Consider the following 24110-nt stretch of genomic DNA (forward strand, 5'->3'; position numbering starts at 1 on the left):
TACTAATAAGTTTTGAAAGGGTAGATAGGCCATAGTCTAAAGACAGTTTGTCCTTTGATTTGTTCTTTCTTGAAAGCTCCGACCTGACGGCTATCTTTTGAAACGATCCGGTCATCTCCAAGTAAGAGGTATTCATCGTCGAGCAACTTCAAGGTAAATTTAGGATTGCCATCCTTGTCTACTGTATAGGCTTGGGCTGTATTGGCCAATTGGCGGAAGAGTTCTCCGTTTTCTTCGAACCCTTTTCCAGTGTAGGTTGATTGCAATTTATCTTTTTTGAAACGAGCGATGTAGTCTTTCAAATAGGGCTCATTGGTCTTTTTCCCATTGATGTAGAGAGTATCGTTGTCGTACTGGATAGTATCTCCAGGAAGACCGATGACCCGCTTGACGATGTCCTTGGTTTTGCCGTCGTCGTCTTTTTCACTGGCAACGACAATGTCGAAACGATCAATCGAAAGGTGGTTGACCACAAGGAGGTACTCGCTATCAGCCAAGGTCGGATCCATCGAATGACCATCCACCTTGACCGGAGCCCAAAGGAAGACGCGTGAGGCGATGATGAGACCAACGATGATGCTGAAGAGGCCCCATTCTTTAAGGAATCTCACCACTGGTGAGCTAGATGTATGTTTTGAACTTCTTTTTGACATAACTTATCTTTCTAGTAATTTCTTTGCTTTTTCTGTGTTTTTAAAATGGAGTTTGGCACAATAATCCAGAGCTTTCATCCCGTAGGTCTGAAGCAATTTAGCAGCGACTTGGTCTGACTTCGCCCCTGCTCCACTAGGCAGATTAAAGCCCAGTTCCTTGCCCAGATCTTCCAGATTTTGAAGGAAGAGATTGCGGGCGATGATGGAACTAACTGCAACAGCTAAATACTTACCTTCTGCTTTTTCTTCCAAATCAATGGCTTGGGTGACCTGATTTTTTTCGGCTTTCACGTATTTTTGGTAGTTTTTAGCCGTCGTAAAGGCATCGATCACAATTCGCTCTGCTTGGACTCCTTTATTTAATAGAAGATAGATAGCCTGATTGTGCAGGGCCACTTTGACTGAAACAGCATTGTAGCCAGAAGCAATGACTTCATTGTACTTCTTTGGAGACAATAAGAGTGCTTGGTGCTGGATGTTTTCCTCAAGGAGAGGAGCCAATTGCTGAATTTTTCGATCATCCAAGGTCTTTGAATCCCCCACACCGAGCTTTTTGAGCCAGTCGTGCTGGTCAGGTGTGACAAAGGATGCAACGACGGTGAGTCCACCAAAATAAGAGCCGTTTCCGACCTCGTCGGTTCCGATCATGGCTAGATCTGGTCCTGCAGATGAAGTAGTAGAACCTTTAGGGTTCCCAGCATCTTGCCCGAAAAAGGCCAGGTAAGGAGTAAGGTCATTGCCCTGGAGCAAGACTTTTCCAGACTTGTAGATTGAAACGGTCGCTCCCTCTAGTCGAAAGAAATAATCCATATGAGGATTCTTGCTTTGAGTGAGAGAACTGCGATAGGTATGGACAAAATCAAGGATTTGCTCCTGTGTTGGAGTGAGTGTCATACTTTCCATAACCACTATTGTACCACAAATTCAGGGAGAGAGGGAGCAAAAAGAAAGAAAGAATCCACTGGAAAATCCCTGTGAAGAGGGGCTTTGCTACTGACAAAGCTAGCCTTTTTTGGTATAATACCGTGAGGTGATTTTTATGGCGAGCTTAAATAGATATAAATTTACATTTGGAAACAAAGCGCTCACTTTAACAACCAACCATGATAATCTGTTTATGGAAGAAGTCGAACGTGTTGCGAAAGAAAAATACCAAGCAATTAAGGAACAAATGCCAGAGGCAGATGACGAAACCATCGCGATCTTATTGGCAGTAAATAGTTTGTCCATGCAGCTGAATCGCGAGATTGAGTTTGACGACAAAGAAAAAGAATTAGATGATTTTCGTCGCAAAGCTTTAGACGACTTAAAGGATAAATCATCTAAATAAGAGGAGATACATGTTAACTTTCTTAATCTTATTGATTTTGGCATGGAGTTTTTATATTGGTTATGCAAGAGGGATTATCCTCCAGTCCTATTATTTTCTAGTGACCTTAGTGGCCCTCTTGATTGCAGGCGGCAGCTACAAGGGGCTGGCCAAGGTGTTGTCTCTATGGGTTCCATTTTCGAGTCCCACCCAGCAATCAGTGAATTATTTTTATGCCAACCGCTACCTGTTTCAGTTAGATGACATCTTTTATGCAGGTTTAGCTTATGTGTTGATTTTTGCGATGATCTACCTGATTGGTCGCGTGATTGGGATCTTTATGCACTTGGTACCCCAGCCAGAAAAACTGGAGGATCGCAAGTATCAAATTGGAGCGGGTGTGATTGCTGTCGTGATAACTTTCTTGGTCATCCAAATGGGCTTGACTGTCCTCTCAACGGTTCCCATGGCTTCCATCCAAAATAGACTAAATGCAAGTGGATTGATCCGCTTTATCATCCTTCATACCCCGATCAGTTCCAGTCTGTTCCACAACTTGTGGGTGACTGCGATTATCGGAGCTTAAGGAGCAAAAATGAAGAAAGGAGTGAGACAAGTCCGATTCAAGGAAGGACGCTCACTTTTTTTGTAGGAGAAACATGAATAAAAAAATATTAGATATTCTGGAGTTTGACAAGGTCAAGCAACTCTTTGGACCCTATCTACAGACAGAACAAGGGGAGATGGAGCTAGCAGCCCTTACTCCAACTGATAAAAAAGAAAGCATCGAAACGGCCTTTATGGAGCTAGAAGATATGGAGCAGATCCTCTTGGAAGAGCCTCGCTTTGCCGTATCGACCATTCAAGATGTCCGTCCAGTGGCCAAGCGTTTGGAGATGGAGGCATCCCTCAATATCGATGAATTACTAGCGCTAAAAGCTGTCCTTCGGGTGACACATGAGCTTAAGGATTTCTACGACAACTTGGAAAATGTCCGTCTGGAAAGGCTCAATCGCCTCTTTGACAACTTGGTGGATTTACCACGCCTACAAGGTGGACTTCAAGCTATCAACGAAGGAGGCTTTGTCGAGTCTTTTGCCAGTGAAAAATTGGCCAAAATCCGTCGCCGAATCCAGGAAAATGAACACCAGGTCAGAGAGATTCTACAAGATCTGCTGAAAAGCAAGGTCGATATGTTAGCGGATGTTGTGATTGCTAGTCGGAATGGCCGCAATGTTCTACCAGTAAAAAACACCTATCGCAACCGGATTGCAGGGGTGGTCCACGATATCTCAGCCAGCGGGAATACCGTTTATATCGAGCCTCGGGCAGTCGTCAATCTTAATGAAGAAATTGCCAACCATCGAGCCGATGAACGGTATGAAATCATTCAGATTCTGGAGGAATTATCTGACACCCTGCGCCCTCATGCATCAGAAATTGCAAATAATGCTTGGATTATCGGTCACTTAGACTTGATCAAGGCCAAGTATCGGTTTATGCGCGATTATAAGGCAGTGGTACCAGAGGTTAGTAGCAATCGCTCTACTCAGCTCTTGCAATTACGTCATCCCTTGATTGAAAATGCTGTCGCGAATGACTTGCATTTTACCGAGGACTTGACAGAAATCGTGATTACCGGTCCCAATACAGGGGGGAAAACCATCATGCTAAAAACGCTGGGACTAGCGCAAATTATGGCCCAGTCTGGTCTTCCCATCCTAGCGGATCCAGGTAGTCGTGTGGGTATCTTCTCACAGGTCTTTGCGGATATTGGAGATGAACAATCGATCGAGCAGAGCTTGTCGACCTTCTCCAGTCATATGACCAATATCGTATCTATCTTAAATCAAGTGGATACCGCCTCCTTGATCCTTCTGGATGAGTTGGGGGCTGGAACCGATCCTCAAGAGGGGGCTGGCCTTGCTATTGCTATCCTAGAAGACCTGCGCTTACGCGGGATTAAGACCATGGCGACAACCCACTATCCAGAGCTCAAGGCCTACGGAATTGAGACTGCAGGAGTGCAAAATGCCAGTATGGAATTTGACACAGCGAGTCTGCGTCCGACCTATCGCTTCATGCAAGGAGTTCCTGGCCGCTCCAATGCCTTTGAGATCGCCCGCCGTTTGGGCTTGTCTGAGACCATTATCCAGGATGCCATGAAGATGACCAATACGGATAATGATGTCAATCAAATTATTGAAAAATTGGAGGCGCAGACCTTAGAAAGTCGCAAGCGCTTGGATACCATTCAAGAGGTCGAGCAAGAAAATCTTAAATTCAATCGTGCTCTTCGAAAACTCTATAACGAACTGACCCGAGAGAGAGAAACAGAGCTCAATAAGGCGAGAGAAGAGGCCAAGGAAATTGTGGACATGGCCCTATCAGAGAGTGACCGTATCCTTCAAGGACTTCACGCTAAATCCCAGTTAAAACCACATGAGATCATTGAAGCCAAGGCTCAGTTGAAAAAACTAGCGCCTGAAACCGTCGACCTTTCTAAAAACAAGGTCTTGAAAAAAGCCAAAAAGGCGCGTGCTCCTAAGGTGGGAGATGAAATCTTGGTTATCAGCTATGGCCAACGCGGAACCCTGGTCAAGCAACTCAAAGATGGCCGCTGGGAGGCGCAAGTCGGCTTGCTCAAGATGACCTTGGAAGAAAAAGAATTCAACCTTATTAAGGCTGAAAAAGAAGCAACTCAACCTAAGAAACGCCAGGTGAATGTCGTCAAACGTTCGAACACGAGTGGGCCGAGAGCGCGTCTGGACCTCCGTGGGAAACGCTATGAAGAGGCCATGCAAGAGCTAGATGGCTTTATCGATCAAGCCTTGCTCAACAACATGGCACAAGTCGATATCATCCACGGAATTGGGACGGGTGTCATCCGTGAAGGGGTGACCAAATACCTCCGCCGCAACAAACACGTCAAAAGTTTTGAATATGCCCCACAAAATGCAGGTGGTAGCGGAGCGACCATTGTCACGTTTAAAGGGTAAGTTAAGTAATTCTGCAAAGAAATATAAATCTGTCTCATTTTTAGAATGAATTAGGAAAATACCGAAACTTTCCGCCGTGAGAAAAGTGCCTGAAACAATACAGTTTCAGGCACTCGGAATTATTGAGACCTTAGGCTCAATAATTAGTCATGGAACTTCTTCGAAGTTCGCTGACGTCCGTACTCACCTAAGGAAAGTTTCTAAGATAACTTTTTCTTCAATCTGAACCTAGCTGATAAACAGCTAGGTTTTTTAAAATTTTATAAAATGAAAATGATTGAAAGTTGTTGAAAAGGATTCGCTTTTAAATCTGATTTTCAGTAGGTCCTCCCTTTTAAAAGTGCTATAATAGAGGCAATGAATGATTTGGGAGGATACGCATGCGTAAACGTGAAAGTGCAGATTCGTGTACAACGATTCTAGTCGGAAAAAATGCTAGCTACGATGGTTCGACCATTGTAGCACGAACAGAGGATTCTCAAAATGGCGTTTTTACGCCCAAGAAATTGATCGTGGTCAAACCGGAAGATCAACCACGTCATTACAAGTCTGTTTTATCAACTTTTGAAATCGACTTGCCAGATAATCCAGTTCGCTATACAGCGGTTCCAGATGCGATTCCTAAAGACGGGATCTGGGGAGAAGCTGGGATCAATGTCTATAATGTAGCTATGAGTGAGACAGAGACCATTACGACCAATAGCCGTGTGCTAGGGGCAGATCCTCTTGTAGAGAGTGGCATCGGCGAGGAAGACATGTTGACCTTGGTCTTGCCTTATGTCAAGACTGCCCGCGAAGGGGTCTTACGTCTCGGAAAGATTTTGGAAGAGTACGGAACTTATGAGTCTAACGGGATCGCCATTTCAGATGTGAATGAAATCTGGTGGTTGGAAACCATCGGAGGTCACCACTGGATGGCGCGCCGTGTCCCTGATGATACCTATGTGACCAACCCGAACCAACTGGGAAGTGATTATTTTGAATTTGGAAATCCAGATGAGTTTCTCTGTGACCCAGATCTTGAACATTTTGTCACAGAGCACCATTTGATTCTGGATCAAGAAGGGAAAGGTTTTAATCCACGCTATGCCTTTGGTAGCCAAAAAGACAAGGACCGCCACTACAATACACCGCGGGCTTGGGCCATCCAGCGTTTCCTCAATCCTGAAATCGAGCAGGATCCACGGAGTTTTGAGATTCCTTGGTGTCAAAAACCTTATCGCAAGGTGACGATTGAAGATGTCAAATATGTCTTGAGCAACCACTACCAAGACACCATCTACGATCCTTATGGTCCTGAAGGAGATCACGTGAGTCAGCGGACCTTCCGGACGATCGGGATCAACCGGACCAGCCAGACAGCGATTCTGCAATTGCGTCCCCATAAACCACAAGAAACGACAGGCATCCAATGGATTTCTTATGGCTCCATGCCTTACAATACAGCCGTTCCTTTCTTTACCCAAGTGGATACAACGCCAGACTACTTTGCCAATACGACGGCTAAGGTAACAACGGATTCCTTCTACTGGGCCAACCGGATTATTGCGGGACTGGCAGATCCTCACTATGCTCACCATGTTGGTGATTTGGACGATTACCAAGAAACGACAATGGCCTGGGGACATGCGCGCATCAATAAAGTCGATCGTGCACTTGCAGCAGGTGAAACCGTTGATTTTGAGGCGGAAAACCAAGCCATGAGTGATCAAATCCAGGAAGCGACAGATCAACTCTTGGACAAGATTTTGCTCGATGCTAGCAACCTCATGACCAATCACTTCTCCTTGAGTGATTAAAAACCGTAAATTTTCAGGTGATTTTTAAGATATTTTCAGAAATGATTGAAAAAATTTTGAAAATCAATTAAAATAGAGAAAATTACATACGACCGAATGAAGTTTGCAGGAGCGTGAGTGACTGTGAATGGACGGAACTCTGGAGAGACCAGAAATGGCACCGAAGGGGCAAGGTAGAGGATGCATCTACTCAAACTCTCAGGTAAAAGGACAGAGCGAAAGATAGGGAAAGCCCCTATTTTAAGCAGGACCAGAGTACATGTTTGACATGTGCTCTTTCTTTTTCTCTTTTCTGTCGAGCGGTCGATGAAAAAGGAGACAGAAAATGGACCATGTATTGCAGTTTTTTCAGCAGCTCGATAATCTAGTATGGGGCGCCCCGCTGTTGGTGCTCTTGGTGGGAACAGGGATCTACCTAACCCTTCGCTTGGGTTTGCTTCAAATACGCTACCTTCCAAAAGCTTTTCGCCTGATCTTTACAGAAGATGAGGGACACGGGGATATCTCGAGTTTCGGAGCCCTTGCGACAGCTCTAGCGGCTACTGTAGGGACGGGGAATATTGTAGGGGTGGCTACAGCGATTCAGACAGGTGGCCCAGGTGCCCTCTTTTGGATGTGGATGGCAGCCTTCTTTGGAATGGCGACCAAGTATGCAGAAGGGCTCTTAGCCATTCGTTATCGGACCAAGGATGACAACGGTCATATCTCGGGTGGTCCCATGTACTACATTCTTCACGGGATGGGAGAGAAGTGGCGACCGCTGGCTATTTTCTTTGCGGTTGCAGGAGTGCTGGTGGCCCTCTTTGGGATCGGAACCATGACCCAGGTTAATTCCATTACGGGATCCCTTCAGGCCAGTTTTGGAACAGCTCCAGAAGTGGCTAGTGTAGTAATTGCTCTGGTGGTTTCGACCATCATCTTTGGAGGGATTCACTGGATTTCCAAAGTCTCTGAAAAAGTGGTTCCTTTTATGGCTGCTGCCTATATCTTTGCGACTATCACGATTATTGTCTTGCATCTGGACCAATTGCTTCCAGCCTTAAAAGCAGTCTTTTCAGGTGCTTTCACAGGAACTGCAGCCATGGGAGGTTTCGCAGGAGCAACGGTCAAAATGGCTATCCAAAAAGGGGTGGCGCGTGGGGTTTTCTCTAATGAATCTGGTCTCGGATCTGCACCCATTGCAGCCGCCGCAGCGAAGACCAATGAGCCCGTCGAGCAAGGTTTGATCTCCATGACAGGAACCTTTATTGATACCATTATCATCTGTAGTTTGACAGGACTTTCACTCTTGGTTTCAGGTGAGTGGATGGCTAAGGGCAGCACTAGCACCCTGACTCAGGATACGTTTACAGGCGTCTTTGGTCCAGTCGGAGGTATCATTCTAACGCTATGCTTGGTGCTTTTTGCGACCACGACTATTCTTGGATGGTCTTATTACGGAGAGCGGTGTTTTGAATTCCTATTTGGTGTTAAACATATCAACCTCTATCGGACCTTCTTTGTTTTTATGGTTGGACTAGGAGGCTTCCTTAAGCTGGATCTGGTCTGGGTGATCGCGGATATTGTGAATGGGCTGATGGCTTTGCCCAACCTGATCGCCCTTTTAGCTCTCTCCCCTGTCATCATCAAAGAAAGCAAACAATACTTTAAGAAATAAGAAAACCCAGATCGCGAGATCTGGGTTTTCTTGTCTATTTGAGATAGGCTCATTTAATAGCGTTTTTCTTTTGGCCAGCTGCTCATTTCGGCGATGGCAGTGAAGAGTGCATCTGTCGAAGAGTTGAGGGCTGTTTCACAAGAGTCTTGGATGACCCCGATGATAAAGCCGACGCTGACGACTTGCATGGCCAAATCATTGGTGATGCCAAAGAGGCTACAAGCAACAGGGATGAGAAGGAGAGATCCTCCCGCAACTCCGGATGCTCCACAAGCAGAGATAGCCGCTACGACACTCAGGATGAGCGCCGTTCCAAAGTCAACCTGAATGTGCAAGGTATTGGCAGCAGCTAGCGTCAAAATATTGATCGTCACGGCTGCGCCTGCCATGTTTACAGTTGAACCAAGTGGAATGGAGACAGAATAGATGTCTGGATTCAGCCCCAACTCTTCACAGAGACGCATATTGACAGGGATATTGGCTGCAGAACTTCGAGTGAAGAAGGCTGTTACCCCACTGACACGGAGGCATTTAAAAACTAGGGGATAAGGGTTCTTGCGGATCATGAAAAAGACGATCAATGGATTGATGACCAGGGCTACAAAAGCCATGGTACCAACCAAAACAAGTAAGAGAATCCCGTAGTTACTAAGGGCACTGAGTCCTTGGCCAGCGATGGTCGTGAAGACCAAGCCTAAGATCCCAAATGGAGCTAGGTTGATAATCCACTCAACGATTTTTGAAGTGATGTCTGCTAGGGTTTGCAGGAGGTCTTTACTGTGTTCACTCGCCTCTCTCATAGCGATCCCAAAGACAGTTGCCCAAGAAAGGATCCCAATGTAGTTGGCTTGCTGCAAGGCGTTGACCGGGTTGTCGACGATCTTGAGCAAGAGGTTACTGATCACTTCGCCAATCCCGTTTGGAGAGGATCCTTCAGCAGCCTTTCCAGTTAGGGTAATGGTGATAGGGAAAATGTAATTGACCAAAACAGCGACGAAGGCAGCAGCAAAGGTTCCTAGGAGATAGAGGACGATGACCTTTTTCATATTGGTCTCTGTCCCTTTTTGGTGTTGGGAGAGGGCATTTGCGACGAGCGCAAAGACCAGAAGGGGTGCGATCGCACGGAGCCCCCCAACAAAGAACTCTCCTAAGAGTCCAATGCCAGTTGCTTTCGGGAAGATAAGTGCTAGGATGACTCCAAGTACAATCCCGATTGCGATCCTTTTCATAAGGTTGGTTTTATTCCAAGTTGTAATCAATCGATGAATCATGTAGGACCTCCTTAAAAAATAATTAAGGAATATTATACGATAGTTAGGGGGGGAAAGCAATGAAATTTTCAAAAAATAGCCTTATTTCCGAATATTTGATATAATTATACTATTCTTTGGTAGAAAGGCCCGAATAAATGAGTCAAGCTTTCCAACGTTATTTCAGTAAAATAGACTGGACGAAGATTTTTGATGATCTGATATCAAAATGTATCTCTCTAATTTTTATCTTTCTCTTATTTTTTATCGCTAAAAAGGCCATCCATAGCCTGGTCAAGCGGATATTAACCCCTTCCTTTAAGTATACGGTGCAGGATGAAGCCCGTAAAAAAACGATTCTCCGTTTGGTTGAGAGCCTCTTAAACTATTGTTTGTATTTCATCTTGATCTACTGGATTTTATCGATTCTGGGTCTTCCGGTCTCTAGTCTCTTGGCTGGTGCTGGGATTGCTGGGGTGGCGATTGGGATGGGAGCCCAGGGCTTTCTTTCCGATTTGGTCAATGGTTTCTTCATCCTTTTAGAACGCCAGCTGGACGTGGGTGACAATGTTCGTCTCACGAATGGGTCTATTAATATTGCCGGCATCGTCAGCAGTGTCGGGATTCGGACGACCCAGGTACGGGACTTTGATGGGACTCTCCACTTTGTTCCGAATCGCAATATCACCGTCGTCAGCAATCTCTCACGCGGCGATATGCGCGTGCTGATCGATATTCCGCTAGACGCAAATACCGATCTCGACAAGATCTATCAGGTGATTGCTCAGGTCAATCAGTCTGAACAAGATAAACACCCAGAGGTGTTGACAGGTCCTACGATTTTAGGCCCACAGATCGAAAAAAATGGTCGTTATTCCTTCCGAATTGCTATGACTGCGCAAAATGGAACCCAGACGACTGTCTATCATACCTACTATAAACTCTACCATGATGCCTTGATGGAAGCAGGGATTAACCTACCGACAGGAAAGAACGGGATCATGTAACACAAAAAAGAGGCTGGGACAAAAGTCCTAGCCTCTTTTTTGTTTTTGGATTGTCGAGCAAGACGCAGTGGTTGAGTGGGCTCTACTACGCTGATTTCATCAGCTTTTACAGCCCTACTCAACTGTGCGGAGGTGGGACGACGAAATCGAATTCTAACGAATTACCGATTTCTGTCCCACTTTCTTTTTTGGTCTATTTTAAGTGGCAGTATTTGAAATCCAGCTTTTTAATCTGGTCCCAATTTTTTCGAGCATCTGGTGGCAAGACGATGAGTTGCTTGCGCAGCATAGTCGTGATTTCAAGATTTAAGGATTCGATCGGGAGGGCAATGGCTACGGAACTTTTTGCCCTTTGGATCTTGTCCATGCAACATTCAATATGATGGCAAGCTGCGCCGGTCTGAGATTGACGGCTAGCTGCGATTTCTTGTCGCATATTGGAGAGTAATTGGACCAATTCAGACTTAAGGAATTCGATCGTATCTGATTTTTCTTGAGCTAAAAGAAACATAAGCACACCTCCTTTTGCTATAGTTTAATACTAATTTATTAAAAATGCAAGGGGGTAAAGTAAAAAAAATAAAATTTTTTTAGAAAAAGATACAGAAAAAGAGAGGGCTTACATCTCCCCACTACAGAAGGTCGAACCCCTTGTCTTAAAAATGGCTTTTCTCCCTTGGTCGGGTTGACTTGATAGAGGTCGGTAGCTACAAAAAAACTCCTGAAACATACTGGTTTCAGGAGTTGAGAGGCTTTGACCCGAAGGTCTCAAAGAAAAATATCGATTGATTATACAAGACCTTGTGCAATCATCGCATTTGCGACATTTTCAAAGGCAGCGATGTTGGCACCTGCAAGGTAATCTTTACCAAGACCGTAAGTTTCTGCAGTTGTTTTAGCAGTGTTGAAGATGTTGGTCATGATGTCTTTCAAACGTCCGTCCACTTCTTCGCGTGTCCATGAAAGACGTTGGCTGTTTTGGCTCATTTCAAGAGCAGATACAGCAACCCCACCAGCATTAGCTGCTTTAGCAGGTCCGTAAAGAATACCATTTTCTTTGTATACGTTGATGGCATCGATGTTACTTGGCATGTTTGCTCCTTCAGAGACAACTTTCACACCTTGAGCGACCAAACGTTTTGCAGCATCGCCATCGATTTCATTTTGAGTTGCACATGGAAGAGCGATGTCATAGTTACCAGCATAAGTCCATACGGAACCTTCGTAGTAAGTAGCAGTTGGTTTTTCAGCAGCGTATTCAGTCAAACGTGCACGACGTTTTTCTTTGACGTCTGTAAGAAGGTCGAAGTCAATACCGTTTTCGTCGATCACGTAACCGTTTGAGTCAGATACAGAGATAACAGTTGCACCAAGTTCAGTTGCTTTTTGAAGAGCGTATTGAGCAACGTTACCAGAACCTGAGATCACGACTTTCTTACCAGCAAAGCTGTCGCCGTTTGCTTTGAGCATTTCTTCAGTGTAGTAAACCAAACCATAACCAGTTGCTTCTGGACGGATCAAGCTACCACCGAAACCAAGAGGTTTACCAGTCAAGACACCAGCATCAAATTGGCGAAGGCGTTTGTATTGACCGTAAAGGTATCCGATTTCACGTCCACCAACCCCGATATCACCAGCTGGGACATCAAGAGAAGGACCGATATGTTTTTGCAATTCCGTCATGAAGCTTTGGCAGAAACGCATCACTTCAGCGTCTGTTTTTCCTTTAGGATCGAAGTCAGATCCACCTTTACCACCACCGATAGGAAGACCAGTCAAGACGTTTTTGAAGATTTGTTCGAAACCGAGGAATTTTAAGATCCCTTGGTTAACAGTTGGGTGGAAACGAAGACCACCTTTGTAAGGACCTACAGCAGAGTTGAATTGAACACGGTAACCACGGTTTACTTGGATGTTTCCTTCACGGTCAACCCAAGGAACACGGAAAGAAATTACGCGTTCAGGTTCTGTAATACGAGCCAAAATGTTTTCTTCGATGTATTCAGGATGTTTTTCAAAAACAGGTTCCAAAGTGCTGAGGAACTCTTCAACAGCTTGAAGGAATTCAGCTTCGTGGCCATTACGAGCTTTTACAGTTTCGAAGGTGCTTTGGATATATTCTTTAGCAGTTGTCATGTTAATTCTCCTTTGTGAATGAAACGAAAACCAGCAAACCCGCTAGGGGAGTGGTTTTGAGACAGTTGACAAACAATGTCATGTTTTTTTACATGGATCATTATAGCAGACTTTTTTTGGCTTGTAAAGAAAAAAGTTGAATTTTCTGAAAATTTTATCACTAGTAGGAAAGTCCGAATGTTTGGAAGAATTTTTAGCTTTGATTGTCCGGAAGCTTCCAAGTGATGGTATAATGAAAGAAGAAAATAGAGAGCATCCCGAACGATTCTGTTGGTGGTGTTTCAAAAAAGGAGTACAAGATGGTATCGACAAAGACGCAAATTGCTGGTTTTGAATTTGACAACTGCTTGATGAATGCGGCAGGTGTAGCCTGTATGACCACTGAGGAATTAGAAGAAGTGAAGAACTCAGCTGCTGGGACCTTTGTGACCAAGACAGCGACCTTAGAATTCCGTGCTGGTAATCCAGAGCCACGCTACCAAGATGTGCCGCTTGGTTCGATCAATTCGATGGGGCTACCTAACCAAGGGTTGGACTATTATTTGAATTACTTATTAGAGTTGCAAGAAACGGATCCTGACCGGACCTTCTTCTTATCTCTCGTCGGCATGTCTCCTGAAGAGACCCATACCATCTTGAAAAAGGTGCAAGACAGTGACTTTAAAGGCTTGACAGAGTTGAACCTATCTTGTCCCAATGTCCCTGGGAAACCTCAGATTGCCTATGATTTTGATACGACAGATCGGATCTTGTCTGAGGTCTTTGCCTATTTCACCAAACCTCTAGGGATCAAGTTGCCACCTTATTTTGATATCGTTCATTTTGATCAAGTAGCAGCGATCTTTAACAAATACCCGCTCAAGTTTGTCAACTGCGTCAACTCGATCGGAAATGGCCTCTACATCGAGGATGAATCCGTGGTGATTCGTCCTAAGAACGGATTTGGTGGGATTGGTGGAGAATACATCAAACCAACGGCTCTCGCTAATGTCCATGCTTTTTACCAACGTCTGAATCCAGAAATCCAGATTGTGGGGACAGGGGGCGTCTTGACTGGTCGCGATGCTTTTGAACATATCCTTTGTGGGGCTAGTATGGTGCAAATCGGAACGACACTCCATAAAGAAGGAGTAGGAGCTTTTGACCGCATCACTGCGGAGTTCAAAGCCATCATGGAAGAAAAAGGCTACCAAAGCCTGGAAGACTTCCGTGGGAAATTGCACTACATTGACTAATCTTTCGAAAAAAACTTCCTCAAGTGGAAACTTGGGGAAGTTTTTTATGAGAGTGGGACAGAAATCGGTAATTCGTTAGAATTCAATTTCGTCGTCCCACCTCCGCACAGTTGAGTAGGGCTGTAAAAGCTGATGAAATCAGCGTAGTAGAGCCCACTCAACCACTGCGTCTTGCTTGACAATCCAAAAATAATTGAGAGGCTAGGACTTTTGTCCCAACCTCATTCTGTTCCTAGTTTTAGGAATTTTCCATTTTTATAGAGAGAAAAAGGTGTACAATGGAGGTGAAAAGGAAGGTGATTTCTATGGAAGAAAGGGATGTGATTCAAGAGGCAAGAACGACGATCAGCCTTCTTCAAACAGCCTTTTCTAAGGGATTCACCCCCAGTCCAGATACCCTTCGATTTCGAGAAAATCTAGATCAGATGTTGAAAGGTTTACGAAAGGCTAGGCGGGTAGACAATCGTATGTTGATTGAGTTAGAAAAGTTTTATCAGACCGCCAGTTTATTGATTGGTCTGGGTGGGCTAGCTTTGAACGAAGAGGCCTTTCAAGCTTGGCGAGCTTATGATCACTGGCATTACGAGGTTGTGAAACCTCAGTTACAGGTCTACGGACCGACGGTGGTGTTGTAGTTGATACTAGCCTGGTGCTTGTCCACAGATATTCAGAGGAGGTGTTGGTCATGGTAGTCCTTCATGATTTTCTACATCAGTTAACCCTATCGTTTTGGAATTTTTATTACTCGCTCTTTTTCTTATTTGAAAAATAAGAAGGATTGAATCCCTTTTACATATAGTAGAAGGGATTTTTGATGCAGAATCCTTGAAAATCTGAGGCTCTTGGATTATGATGGAGCTAATAGATGTCAAGCGTTCCTTGTGGGGAATGCAGGAAGCGAGGAAAAAAGATGGCAGAGATTTATTTAGCAGGTGGCTGTTTTTGGGGCTTAGAGGAATATTTTTCACGGATCCCCGGTGTAGAAGAGACGACGGTAGGCTATGCCAATGGCCAGGTAGAAACGACCAATTACCAACTGATCAAGGAAACGGATCATGCAGAGACCGTTCAGGTCATCTACGATCCAGACAAAATCACCCTACGAGCGATTCTGCTCTACTATTTTCGTGTGATCGATCCCTTGTCCGTTAACAAACAGGGAAATGATCGAGGCCGCCAATATCGGACCGGTGTCTATTATACAGACGAGGCAGATCATGAAGTGATCGCCCAAGTGTTTGCGGAAGAAGAGAAGCAACTGGGCAGCAAAATTGTGGTTGAGCTAGAACCTTTGCGTCACTACATCCTAGCTGAGGACTACCACCAAGACTACCTCAAGAAGAATCCTGGAGGTTATTGCCATATTGATGTGACGGATGCTGAGCAGCCCTTGATTGATCCGTCAGCCTATCAGAAGCCAGATCAAGAAACCCTAAAAGGGAAACTGACAGCAGAGCAGTACCAAGTCACCCAAGAAAGCGCGACGGAACGTCCGTTCCACAATGCCTATGATCAGACCTTTGAAGAGGGGATCTATGTGGATATTACGACGGGGGAGCCACTCTTTTTTGCCAAGGATAAGTTTGCGTCTGGCTGTGGATGGCCAAGTTTCTCCCGTCCCATTGCCAAAGATGTCGTCCACTATTACCAGGATCATAGCCACGGGATGGAGCGGATCGAAGTTCGTTCCCGTTCAGGCAATGCCCATCTCGGACATGTCTTCACCGATGGACCAAAAGATCAGGGAGGGCTTCGCTATTGTATCAATTCGGCCTCTCTGCACTTTATTCCAAAAGAGGAAATGGAGCAAGAAGGTTATGGATATTTGTTAAAGGCTTTGAAATAAGAGGGTCTTTCTAATAGATCGAAAAACGGAGTTTATGATGAAAAATAGAAATTTATGGCGAACGATTTTTTCACTTTCAGCTTTGGTGACTCTAATTGGATTAGGATTTATTGCCTATAATCATTTTGTATTTCATCAACCTTTTATGAATCGGACGACAAAAGGGTTGCTTTCGGCTTTTTTCCTAAGTCTTGTCATGGTTGCGATTAGCTTGTCCAAATCAAACGATAAGAAGTGATTTGTGACCATCTATATGAATCAATCAACTGTGCGAGAGCAGGACGATGAAGCGTTTCTAAACAATGGCGTTTCTGTCCTGCTCTCTTTTTTCTCTTCTTAAAAATTGTGATACAATGAAGAGAAAGTATTTCAATGACAGCTCAATCTGTTGGCAGAGCATTGGAGAAACTAGGTAGGAAGAAGAGGTAGGAATGTTAGAGAAGTGGGAGAATGTGAAAGGGACCATCAAAACGATGGGAAAAGAGTTGTCAGCGGCCTTTGATTGGGCTTTTGATCGTCTCTTTTCAAGGATTCAGCTGACCAATGAACAGTTTGTCTATGTGCTCTTGTCAGTCGTTTTTATCGTGGCCAATGCCATCTTGTGGGTGCAAAAGTTCCAAGGCTTTCCGATCACCGCAACGGAACGGCCAGAGGTTGTGTACAAGGCCAAAACACCGGCTGATCAGATTCCTCATACAGCTCGAATCATGGCGAATGGAGACCAGCTCTATCATGATTTGCTTTATATGAGCGCGCAAAAAGAAGATGGAAGCTATGATTTTCATGAAAATTATGAGTATGTCAAACCCTGGCTACAAAAAGCGGATCTAGCCTTGGGTGATTTTGAGGGAACCATTAACCCGAATTACTATTTGTCAGGTTATCCTCTCTTTAATGCACCAAGCGAAGTCGTACCAGCCATCAAGGATGCTGGTTATGATGTCATGGATTTGGGACACAACCATATCTTGGATTCAGGCCTAGATGGGGTCTATTCGACAGCCAAGGCCTTTGAAGATGTAGGCATCACACCTGTCGGTGTCTACACGCATGAAAAGAGAGGGCAAGCTCCCTTGGTGATCAAGGAAGTGAATGGCATCAAGATTGCTATTCTAGCCTATGCTTACGGCTTTAATGGGATGGAAACGACCCTCACTCCAGAAGAGCAAGCAGATGTCTTGTCTGATCTGGATGAAGAGCGGATGAAGGCGGAGATCCAAAAGGCAGAGCAAGAGGCCGATATTACTATTGTCATGCCCCAGATGGGAATCGAGTACCAGTTGGAGCCGACAGAAGAGCAAAAAGAGCTCTACCATAAGATGGTTTCTTGGGGAGCTGATATTGTCTTTGGCGGACATCCCCATGTTGTAGAGCCTGCTGAAGTGGTCAATAAAGATGGTCAAAACAAGCTCATCATCTACTCGATGGGGAATTTCCTTTCTAATCAGCGTCTGGAAACCATGGGGGACGTGGAGACTGCCCAGTGGACAGAGCGAGGAGTCTTGATGGATGTGACCATCGAAAAGGTCGGTCGCAAGACAAAGATTAAGACAGCGACTGCTCATCCAACCTGGGTTAGTCGAACTCCGAAGGGGACCTATTCTCCTGAAGGCTATGAGTTGTACAAGTACCAGACCTATATTTTGGAAGATTTTATCCCGGATGGCAAATACCGCGACAAGTTGGATGAGGAGACCAAGGAGAGAGTGGACACGGCTTACCGAGAAATGAAGGAACATGTTCACTTGGACTGGCCTCAGAGTGGAAAGGAATAGAGTATGGAAGGAAATGTAAACTGGCTCCCACTTTGGATCCTAGGATTGATGGTGGTGATTTGGGCAACCAAATTTCTCACGGCTATCCGCCTCAAGCAAAAGCTGAAAAAATCTTGGGATGGAGCGCCTTTCTTTCGTAAGAAAGATACAGAAGAAAGTTTGATAGACAGTCTGGCTTATCCAGCTAAAGGCAGGACGATCGATAGCCAAGTGGATGATCAGACCTGGCATGATTTGGCTTTGGATGCGGTCTTTGATCAGCTCAATTACACCCAATCGAGCCTTGGGGCAGAAGCCCTCTATCAAAAAATGCGCCTGCTGGAATTCCAGCCTCAGGATCAGCTTCATGACTTAGAAGCCTTCTTTGAAGAGCATCCGGATTTGCGGCTCAAGGTTCAGGTCATTTTCAACCAACTGGGCAAGAAGAACCACAACATGGCGCGTAGCATTGTCGCAAATCCTGGCAAGCATTATGCAGGTTTGCCCCTCTATATAGCCTTGGCCTGTCTTCCAATCCTCTGTCTCTTTGCCATTCCCTTTGAGCCAGTTGGGGCGATTACCCTCTTGGTGATCAGTGTGATCTTTAATATCGTCTTTTCAAGTTTGCGCAATTGGTCCAATAAAATCCGCCTGGACAATGTTAGCTACCTGGTCCGCATCTTTGCTTCGGCAGAACGCTTGAGCCATCTAGCCTTGCCACAACAAGAAGCACTCAAGCAGGCAGTCAAACCCTTTAAGAAAACGCGGATCCTTGCCAGTGTCTTGCAGAGTCCAACGGGGACTTCTGAGATGGAAATTATTCTCCTCTACCTCAATGTCCTCTTTTTACTCCCGCAGATCGCTCAGGTTTATATTTACAATCAGGTGAAGGCTCATCAAAAAGAGGCCCAGAAGCTTCTGGATCTGCTAGGGGAGATGGAGGTCGCTATTAGTCTCTTGCGCCATAAGCGAGATCTAGAAGTGGTCTGTCAGCCAGTCTATACAGAGACGGGTGGGATTGAAGGTGAGACGCTCTATCATCCCTTGTTGTCCAATCCGATTGCAAATGATGTGCATTTTCAAAAAAATATGGTCATCAGTGGGGACAATGCGTCTGGGAAATCAACCTATTTGAAGACCGTCGCTATCAATGCTATTCTGGCTCAAGGGCTGGGCTTTGCCTATGGAGAAACCTTGGCCCTGCCTTACGGTCATGTCCTAACGGCTATGGATGTAAGCGATGATATTGAAGTTGGAGATAGCTACTTTATCACTGAAAGTAAAGCTATTTTGCGTATGATTCAGCATCTGAAAAAGCCTGGTTTTCACTACTTCTTTATTGACGAGCTCTTTAAGGGGACCAATACCATCGAGCGGATCGGATCAGGCCTTGGAATTGTCCGCTGGTTGGCTGCCCAAAACTGCCTCTACATGATTTCCAGTCATGATATTGAGCTGGTCGCAGCCTCTGGTGAGGTCAATGATAATTACCATTTTGACAGTCGCTATGTGGACGGCAAGATCGTCTTTGACTACCAGATCAAGCCAGGATCAGCCGTAACCAAGAATGCGGTCAATACTCTAGAAAGCTTGCATTATCCAGAGGAGATTACGCAAACAGCCAAGGACTTGATTGACCAGTATGAAGAGACGGGGCACTGGTCTTTGAAAGAAATTGAAAAAGAATGAAAAATGAACGAAGGAGATTGTAAATGATCGGTTTAGGGACCTTCTATAATGCCTTAGGGGTCGTATTTGGTGGGCTTTTAGGATTGCTCATCGGTCAACGTTTGTCAGAAGATTTTCATGAGACCCTTCTGAAAGTGACAGGAGTTGCTGTTTTTGTCTTGGGCATTGCAGGGACCTTGGAAAAGATGCTGGTGGTGCATGGAAGTCATGTGGAAAGTCACGGCAGTATGATGTTGATTCTGAGTCTAGTAATCGGGACCGTTATCGGGGAACTCTTGAAGATTGAGGAGGGCTTTGAGCGCCTGGGAAGCTGGCTGAAGGAAAAGACGGGCAACCAAGGCGATTCCAGCTTTGTTGATGCCTTTATGACCACGGCCTTGACCATTTGTATAGGGGCTATGGCGGTAGTTGGAGCTGTCCAGGATGGCTTGACAGGCGACACTTCGACCTTGTTGGCCAAGGCTATTCTGGATATGGTCATTGTTCTGGTCTTGACCGTTTCAAAAGGAAAGGGTGCCATTTTTGCGGTGGTCCCACTCGTGATCTTTCAGGGGGCGATTACGCTGTTGGCCCATTTGATCGAACCGATCATGACTCCACAAGCGCTGTCGAATCTCTCACTGGTCGGCTCCAGCCTCATTCTCTGTGTTGGGATCAACCTCATTTGGGGCAAACGAATCAAGGTCGCCAATCTTCTTCCGGCAGTGCTGATTGCCATCATTTGGGCCTTTGTTGGGTGAAAAATAGAAGCTAAGCAGTAGCTTCAGATTTAAGACAAAGTCATATTAAAAACTTTCCTTAGGGGAGTACGGACGTCAGCGAACTTCGTAGAAGTTCCATGACTAAATTAAGATACAGAGGGCGTCTGCGGATAAAGTCAAAATAGGAAGTTTGACGCAGAATCTTTCAATTCTAGGAGAACTTATCTTTTTGACACAATCCGCAGCCCTTGTTCAATTTGTATTGAGCCCCTTCGCTCTTTAATTTCTGGGCTCAGGCTAAAACAGTTTCCCAAACTGTTTTACTCTCAATAATTCCGAGTGCCTGAAACGTATTGTTTCAGGCACTTTTCTCACAGCGGAAAGTTTTTGTATTTTCTTGATTCATTCTAAAAATAGGAACTCGTTTTTACTTACTTTTAGAAACGATTAACTTATTTTACTTTAAAATAGTTTGTCTCATTCTAAATATAATCGGTAAAGAATGATTAGCTTTTTTACTTGTCCTTGTAGTCTTGTTAGAAAAATGAAGGTGCTCCCAAAAAGAGGGACATTTTCTTTTTGCAAATATGGGAATTCATTTATGGAAACCCTGATTTTTGGTATGATAGTCGTAATTTCGAATAGGGAGGTTGGAGTCACCATGAGTGATTTGAATCAGACAGTTGAATTTATTAAAGAAATCGAGAAATTAAAGTCAGTAACAAGGTTTAATAGAACTCTTGATGGACGGTTTGAAAATAGTGCCGAGCATTCCTGGCAGGGTGCGATAGCTGCGATGGTCTTTCAAGATTATTATCCTGAAAAATTGAATATGGAAAAGGTCATGTTTCTGTTATTGATTCATGATTTAGGTGAGATTTATGCCGGAGATACTTGGGTGTTTGATGATGAAAAAAAGGTTCATGCTCATGATAGAGAGCTCGCATCTATAGAAAAAACAATGAGCCTCCTTCCAGAAGCAACCTATTTGAATATGAAAAATTCGTGGTTGGAGTTTGAAAAAGGGCAGAGTCCTGAGGCAAGATATGCAAGAGTGATTGATGCATTGATACCACTGATCAATCACTTGGAAGTGTCAGAAGTAAATTATAATCCTGATCATATCCGCTCAGAGATGGTATTAGAAAAGAAAAAATTTATAAAAAGTGAGTCCAAAGCGTTATGGAAACTGACGGAAGAGTTGGTTCAGGAAAGTGTAGAAAAGGGATTATATTTATGATATCACTTGGTCTTTAGTAGCAACTTTCAGACTAAAAGTAAACCACCTGTTTTCACGGGTGGTTTTGACTTGCTTGATCTGTGGTATAATGGGAACAGATAGTTTGCACCCTATGAAAGGGAAAAGGTTAGATTGTATGATTAAGTTGATTGCAACAGATATGGATGGAACCTTATTAGATGAGCGAGGAGAGGTGGACCTTCCGCGTCTGGAAAGGCTGTTGGACCACTTGGATCAAAAAGGGATTCGCTTTGTTATTGCGACGGGAAATGAAATCCATCGCATGCGCCAGCTCTTGGGTCCTTTGGTCAAGCGGGTGACTCTGGTCGTAGCCAACGGAGCTCGGATTTTTGAGGATGACCAGATGATTCTAGGAAAATTCTGGGATCGAGAACTAGTAGAGGCGGTTCTTGCTTTTTTTAAGGGGCGGGAAATTTCAGACCAGCTGGTTGTGTCAGCAGTTAATGGTGGCTTTGTCAAGGAAGGAACGGTCTTTACGGAAGTTGAAAAATTCATGCAGCCGGAAGTGATTGAAGCCTTGTACAAGCGGATGAAGTTTGTTCCGGAATTGACAGCAGATCAATTTGACCAGGTGCTTAAAATGAGCTTGGTGGTTGGCTTGGATCGTCTTGATCAAGTGAGTCAGGAAGTCCAACAGGCTTTTGGAGATCAGCTCATGGCGGTTTCGAGCGGTTTTGGCAGCATGGATCTCTTACAAGCAGGTATTCACAAGGCTTGGGGACTGGCTCAATTAATGGAGAAATGGCAGCTTGATGCTAGTCAGGTCATGGCCTTTGGGGATAGTGGAAATGACATTGAAATGCTTGAAATGGCTGCTCACTCCTATGCGGTGGCCAATGCAGAAGCATCTGTCAAGGCTGTTGCCAAACACCTAGCACCGAGCCATCAAGAAGGTGGTGTCTACCAAGTGATCGAAGAGTATCTAGGATTGACCCCCTGGGAACAAGTGAAAGGAAAGAAGTAGATGGCGGTACAACTGTTAGAAGACTGGCTCTTAAAGGAGCAGGAGAAAATTTTAACAACCTATCGGGAGCTCAATCAAGCCCCTCTGAAGGAGCCTGGTTTGATCTTTATCGGAGACTCTATCGTAGAGTATTTCCCCATTCATGAACTATTACAAAGTCCCAAACACATGGTCAATCGAGGAGTGCGAGGCTATAAGACGGAACTCCTTCATAAGCATCTAGACGCTCATGTCTTTGGAACGGCGGTGGATCAGATCTTTCTCTTGATCGGGACCAATGATATCGGAAAAGAAATTCCTCAAAAGGAAACCTTAGACAATGTAGAAGCGGTCTTACAGGCGATCATGCGGGATTTTCCCCTAACTCACATCAACCTGATCTCGGTTTTACCGGTGAGTCAAGAAGAGCGCTACAAACAAAAGGTCTATGTCCGGACCAATGAAAAAATTCAAGCCCTCAATCAGGCCTATCAAGAATTGGCCCAAGCCTACCACCAGGTCAGCTATGTCGATGTGTATTCGTCTTTATTGGATGAAGTGGGGCAGTTAGCAGAAGCCTATACGACAGATGGCCTCCATCTAAGTGTGGCCGGGTATCGCATCCTAGCCCAAGCTCTGCATGAGATAGTATAGAGATAAAAATAGGGAGCGAAAAAAGCCCAACCAGACAAATCTTCAAAGGAAGCTTTCAGATTGAAGATAAAGTCCTCTTAGAAACTTTCCTTAGGTGAGTTACGGACGTCAGCGAACTTCGTAGAAGTTCCATGACTTAGTTTTGGACCTAAGGTTCCAAAACTCCCGTGTGCCTGAAACATAATTGTTTCAGGCACTTTTCTCACAGCGGAAAGTTTCAATAGATGCTTTGATGGTTCTTATAATTGAAATTATTTCTATTTATTTTTAGAGCTCTTTAGATGATTTTTTGTAAAAACAGATTGTCTACCTTCCCCTATTTCCAAGAGGAAATTTTTTTATCTTTTTAGGTTGACAAATGTAAATCTTAGGTGTAAAATAGCATCATAAGATTTACAAATGTAGATTTTGAAAGGAGAAGCCATGCAAATTTCTAATGCGGAATGGCGCATCATGAAGATTATCTGGATGGAAGGCAAGCAGACCAGCACGGATTTGATCGCCGTCTTGTCCGAGCGCTTTGACTGGTCGAAGTCGACCATCAAGACTCTCTTAACCCGCTTGGTGGAGAAAGGATGTTTAACGAGAGAAAAATCTGGTAAAGCCTTTGTCTATTCGGCACTGTTGACGCAGGACCAGAGTTTAGACTTGGTGGTTGAAGATGTGAAAGACAAGGTTTGCTCAAAAAGAATTGTCCAGGTGATCGAGAACTTAATTGAGGAGAGTGATTTTACGCTAGCAGATCTTAATCACTTGCAGCTGGTCATTGAAGGAAAGAAAGCAGAGGCTGTCGAAACAGTCCGCTGTAATTGTATGTAATAGAAAGAAGGAAATTCCATGTTTGGATTGTTGATTAGTATCATTTGTTTGCTTTTGGTTGTCTTTATTGCCTGGTGGTTTTTTGCAGACCATAAAAAGGAAAGCGGCTACGCTCGTCAGAAATCAGGTTATCAAGAAATTGAAGTCGAAGTCATGGGGGGCTATTCGCCTGAAACCATTGTCCTGAAAAAGAATGTTCCAGCTCGGATCATCTTTAATCGCAAGGATCCATCTTCATGTCTGGCTCAAGTGATCTTTCCAGATTTTGGCGTTCATGAAGATTTGCCTTTAGGTGAAAAACATGTCATTGAAATTACGCCAGAAAAAGCGGGCGAATATGGGTATTCATGTGGAATGAACATGATGCATGGTCACATGATTGTGGAATAAAGGAGTAG

General features: G+C 44.5%; 22 protein-coding genes and 1 riboswitch. Of the genes, 17 read left to right on the forward strand and 5 right to left on the reverse strand.

Annotated features, from left to right (window positions below):
- Nucleotides 1-2: 2 nt before the first annotated feature.
- Nucleotides 3-653, reverse strand: coding sequence for a signal peptidase I (lepB, locus tag SM121_RS03435; protein ID WP_320911156.1), 651 nt, complete (start codon nt 651-653; stop codon nt 3-5).
- Between the two features lie 3 nt (nt 654-656).
- On the reverse strand, nt 657-1556 hold the full coding sequence (rnhC, locus tag SM121_RS03440) for a ribonuclease HIII (RefSeq protein ID WP_320911157.1): 900 nt from the start codon (nt 1554-1556) through the stop codon (nt 657-659).
- Nucleotides 1557-1692: 136 nt separating this feature from the next.
- On the opposite strand from rnhC, the gene SM121_RS03445 reads away from it, so the two are divergent.
- The 5 genes from SM121_RS03445 (at nt 1693) to SM121_RS03465 (ending at nt 8417) form a co-directional block, all read left to right on the forward strand.
- Nucleotides 1693-1983 carry a hypothetical protein gene (locus tag SM121_RS03445; RefSeq protein ID WP_003005477.1) on the forward strand — a complete coding sequence of 97 codons (291 nt, stop codon included), beginning with the start codon at nt 1693-1695 and terminating at the stop codon, nt 1981-1983.
- 10 nt (nt 1984-1993) lie between these two features.
- A complete protein-coding gene (locus tag SM121_RS03450) occupies nt 1994-2548 on the forward strand; it encodes a CvpA family protein (RefSeq protein ID WP_155128151.1) in 555 nt (184 codons plus the stop codon).
- Nucleotides 2549-2621: 73 nt separating this feature from the next.
- Complete coding sequence (locus tag SM121_RS03455; RefSeq protein WP_320911158.1) at nt 2622-4961, forward strand: endonuclease MutS2; 2340 nt, start codon at nt 2622-2624, stop codon at nt 4959-4961.
- A gap of 380 nt (nt 4962-5341) precedes the next feature.
- Entirely contained in the window at nt 5342-6760 is a 1419-nt protein-coding gene (locus SM121_RS03460; RefSeq protein WP_320911159.1) for a C69 family dipeptidase, read from the forward strand.
- A gap of 129 nt (nt 6761-6889) precedes the next feature.
- Nucleotides 6890-6984: riboswitch (glycine riboswitch) on the forward strand.
- A gap of 101 nt (nt 6985-7085) precedes the next feature.
- Entirely contained in the window at nt 7086-8417 is a 1332-nt protein-coding gene (locus tag SM121_RS03465; protein WP_049488984.1) for an alanine/glycine:cation symporter family protein, read from the forward strand.
- A 53-nt stretch (nt 8418-8470) separates the two neighbouring features.
- Here the strand turns inward: SM121_RS03465 and sstT are convergent, their stop codons facing one another.
- Nucleotides 8471-9688 carry a serine/threonine transporter SstT gene (sstT, locus tag SM121_RS03470; protein WP_320911160.1) on the reverse strand — a complete coding sequence of 406 codons (1218 nt, stop codon included), beginning with the start codon at nt 9686-9688 and terminating at the stop codon, nt 8471-8473.
- Between the two features lie 137 nt (nt 9689-9825).
- On the opposite strand from sstT, the gene SM121_RS03475 reads away from it, so the two are divergent.
- Nucleotides 9826-10674: a mechanosensitive ion channel family protein gene (locus tag SM121_RS03475; RefSeq protein WP_003013106.1), complete on the forward strand. Its 849-nt coding sequence runs from the start codon at nt 9826-9828 to the stop codon at nt 10672-10674.
- A 193-nt stretch (nt 10675-10867) separates the two neighbouring features.
- Here the strand turns inward: SM121_RS03475 and SM121_RS03480 are convergent, their stop codons facing one another.
- Both SM121_RS03480 and gdhA read right to left on the reverse strand, forming a co-directional pair.
- Nucleotides 10868-11185 carry a hypothetical protein gene (locus SM121_RS03480; RefSeq protein ID WP_003013440.1) on the reverse strand — a complete coding sequence of 106 codons (318 nt, stop codon included), beginning with the start codon at nt 11183-11185 and terminating at the stop codon, nt 10868-10870.
- Nucleotides 11186-11463: 278 nt separating this feature from the next.
- Nucleotides 11464-12810: an NADP-specific glutamate dehydrogenase gene (gdhA, locus tag SM121_RS03485; RefSeq protein WP_003004977.1), complete on the reverse strand. Its 1347-nt coding sequence runs from the start codon at nt 12808-12810 to the stop codon at nt 11464-11466.
- A gap of 299 nt (nt 12811-13109) precedes the next feature.
- On the opposite strand from gdhA, the gene SM121_RS03490 reads away from it, so the two are divergent.
- The 11 genes from SM121_RS03490 to SM121_RS03545 all read left to right on the forward strand — a co-directional run bounded on the left by SM121_RS03490 (nt 13110) and on the right by SM121_RS03545 (nt 24102).
- Nucleotides 13110-14045: a dihydroorotate oxidase gene (locus SM121_RS03490; protein WP_320911161.1), complete on the forward strand. Its 936-nt coding sequence runs from the start codon at nt 13110-13112 to the stop codon at nt 14043-14045.
- A gap of 278 nt (nt 14046-14323) precedes the next feature.
- Nucleotides 14324-14680 (forward strand): helicase BlpT, encoded by a 357-nt coding sequence (locus tag SM121_RS03495; RefSeq protein ID WP_155126320.1) that lies wholly within the window; start codon nt 14324-14326, stop codon nt 14678-14680.
- A 275-nt stretch (nt 14681-14955) separates the two neighbouring features.
- A complete protein-coding gene (msrB, locus tag SM121_RS03500) occupies nt 14956-15891 on the forward strand; it encodes a peptide-methionine (R)-S-oxide reductase MsrB (protein ID WP_320911162.1) in 936 nt (311 codons plus the stop codon).
- A gap of 431 nt (nt 15892-16322) precedes the next feature.
- Entirely contained in the window at nt 16323-17666 is a 1344-nt protein-coding gene (locus tag SM121_RS03510) for a CapA family protein (protein ID WP_407073056.1), read from the forward strand.
- A 3-nt stretch (nt 17667-17669) separates the two neighbouring features.
- Entirely contained in the window at nt 17670-19334 is a 1665-nt protein-coding gene (locus SM121_RS03515; protein WP_320911164.1) for a MutS-related protein, read from the forward strand.
- Between the two features lie 23 nt (nt 19335-19357).
- Nucleotides 19358-20074 (forward strand): DUF554 domain-containing protein, encoded by a 717-nt coding sequence (locus SM121_RS03520; RefSeq protein WP_320911165.1) that lies wholly within the window; start codon nt 19358-19360, stop codon nt 20072-20074.
- Nucleotides 20075-20696: 622 nt separating this feature from the next.
- Entirely contained in the window at nt 20697-21275 is a 579-nt protein-coding gene (locus SM121_RS03525; protein ID WP_320911313.1) for an HD domain-containing protein, read from the forward strand.
- A 136-nt stretch (nt 21276-21411) separates the two neighbouring features.
- Complete coding sequence (locus SM121_RS03530) at nt 21412-22260, forward strand: Cof-type HAD-IIB family hydrolase (protein ID WP_320911166.1); 849 nt, start codon at nt 21412-21414, stop codon at nt 22258-22260.
- A complete protein-coding gene (locus SM121_RS03535) occupies nt 22261-22893 on the forward strand; it encodes an SGNH/GDSL hydrolase family protein (protein WP_320911167.1) in 633 nt (210 codons plus the stop codon).
- A gap of 423 nt (nt 22894-23316) precedes the next feature.
- Nucleotides 23317-23712, forward strand: a complete 396-nt coding sequence (locus tag SM121_RS03540) for a CopY/TcrY family copper transport repressor (protein WP_320911168.1) — start codon at nt 23317-23319, stop codon at nt 23710-23712.
- Nucleotides 23713-23730: 18 nt separating this feature from the next.
- Complete coding sequence (locus tag SM121_RS03545) at nt 23731-24102, forward strand: cupredoxin domain-containing protein (RefSeq protein WP_320911169.1); 372 nt, start codon at nt 23731-23733, stop codon at nt 24100-24102.
- Nucleotides 24103-24110: the final 8 nt, after the last annotated feature.

Origin of the sequence: Streptococcus sp. S1 (genome assembly GCF_034137685.1) — a bacterium.
GTDB classification, from domain to species: Bacteria; Bacillota; Bacilli; order Lactobacillales; family Streptococcaceae; genus Streptococcus; species Streptococcus dentalis.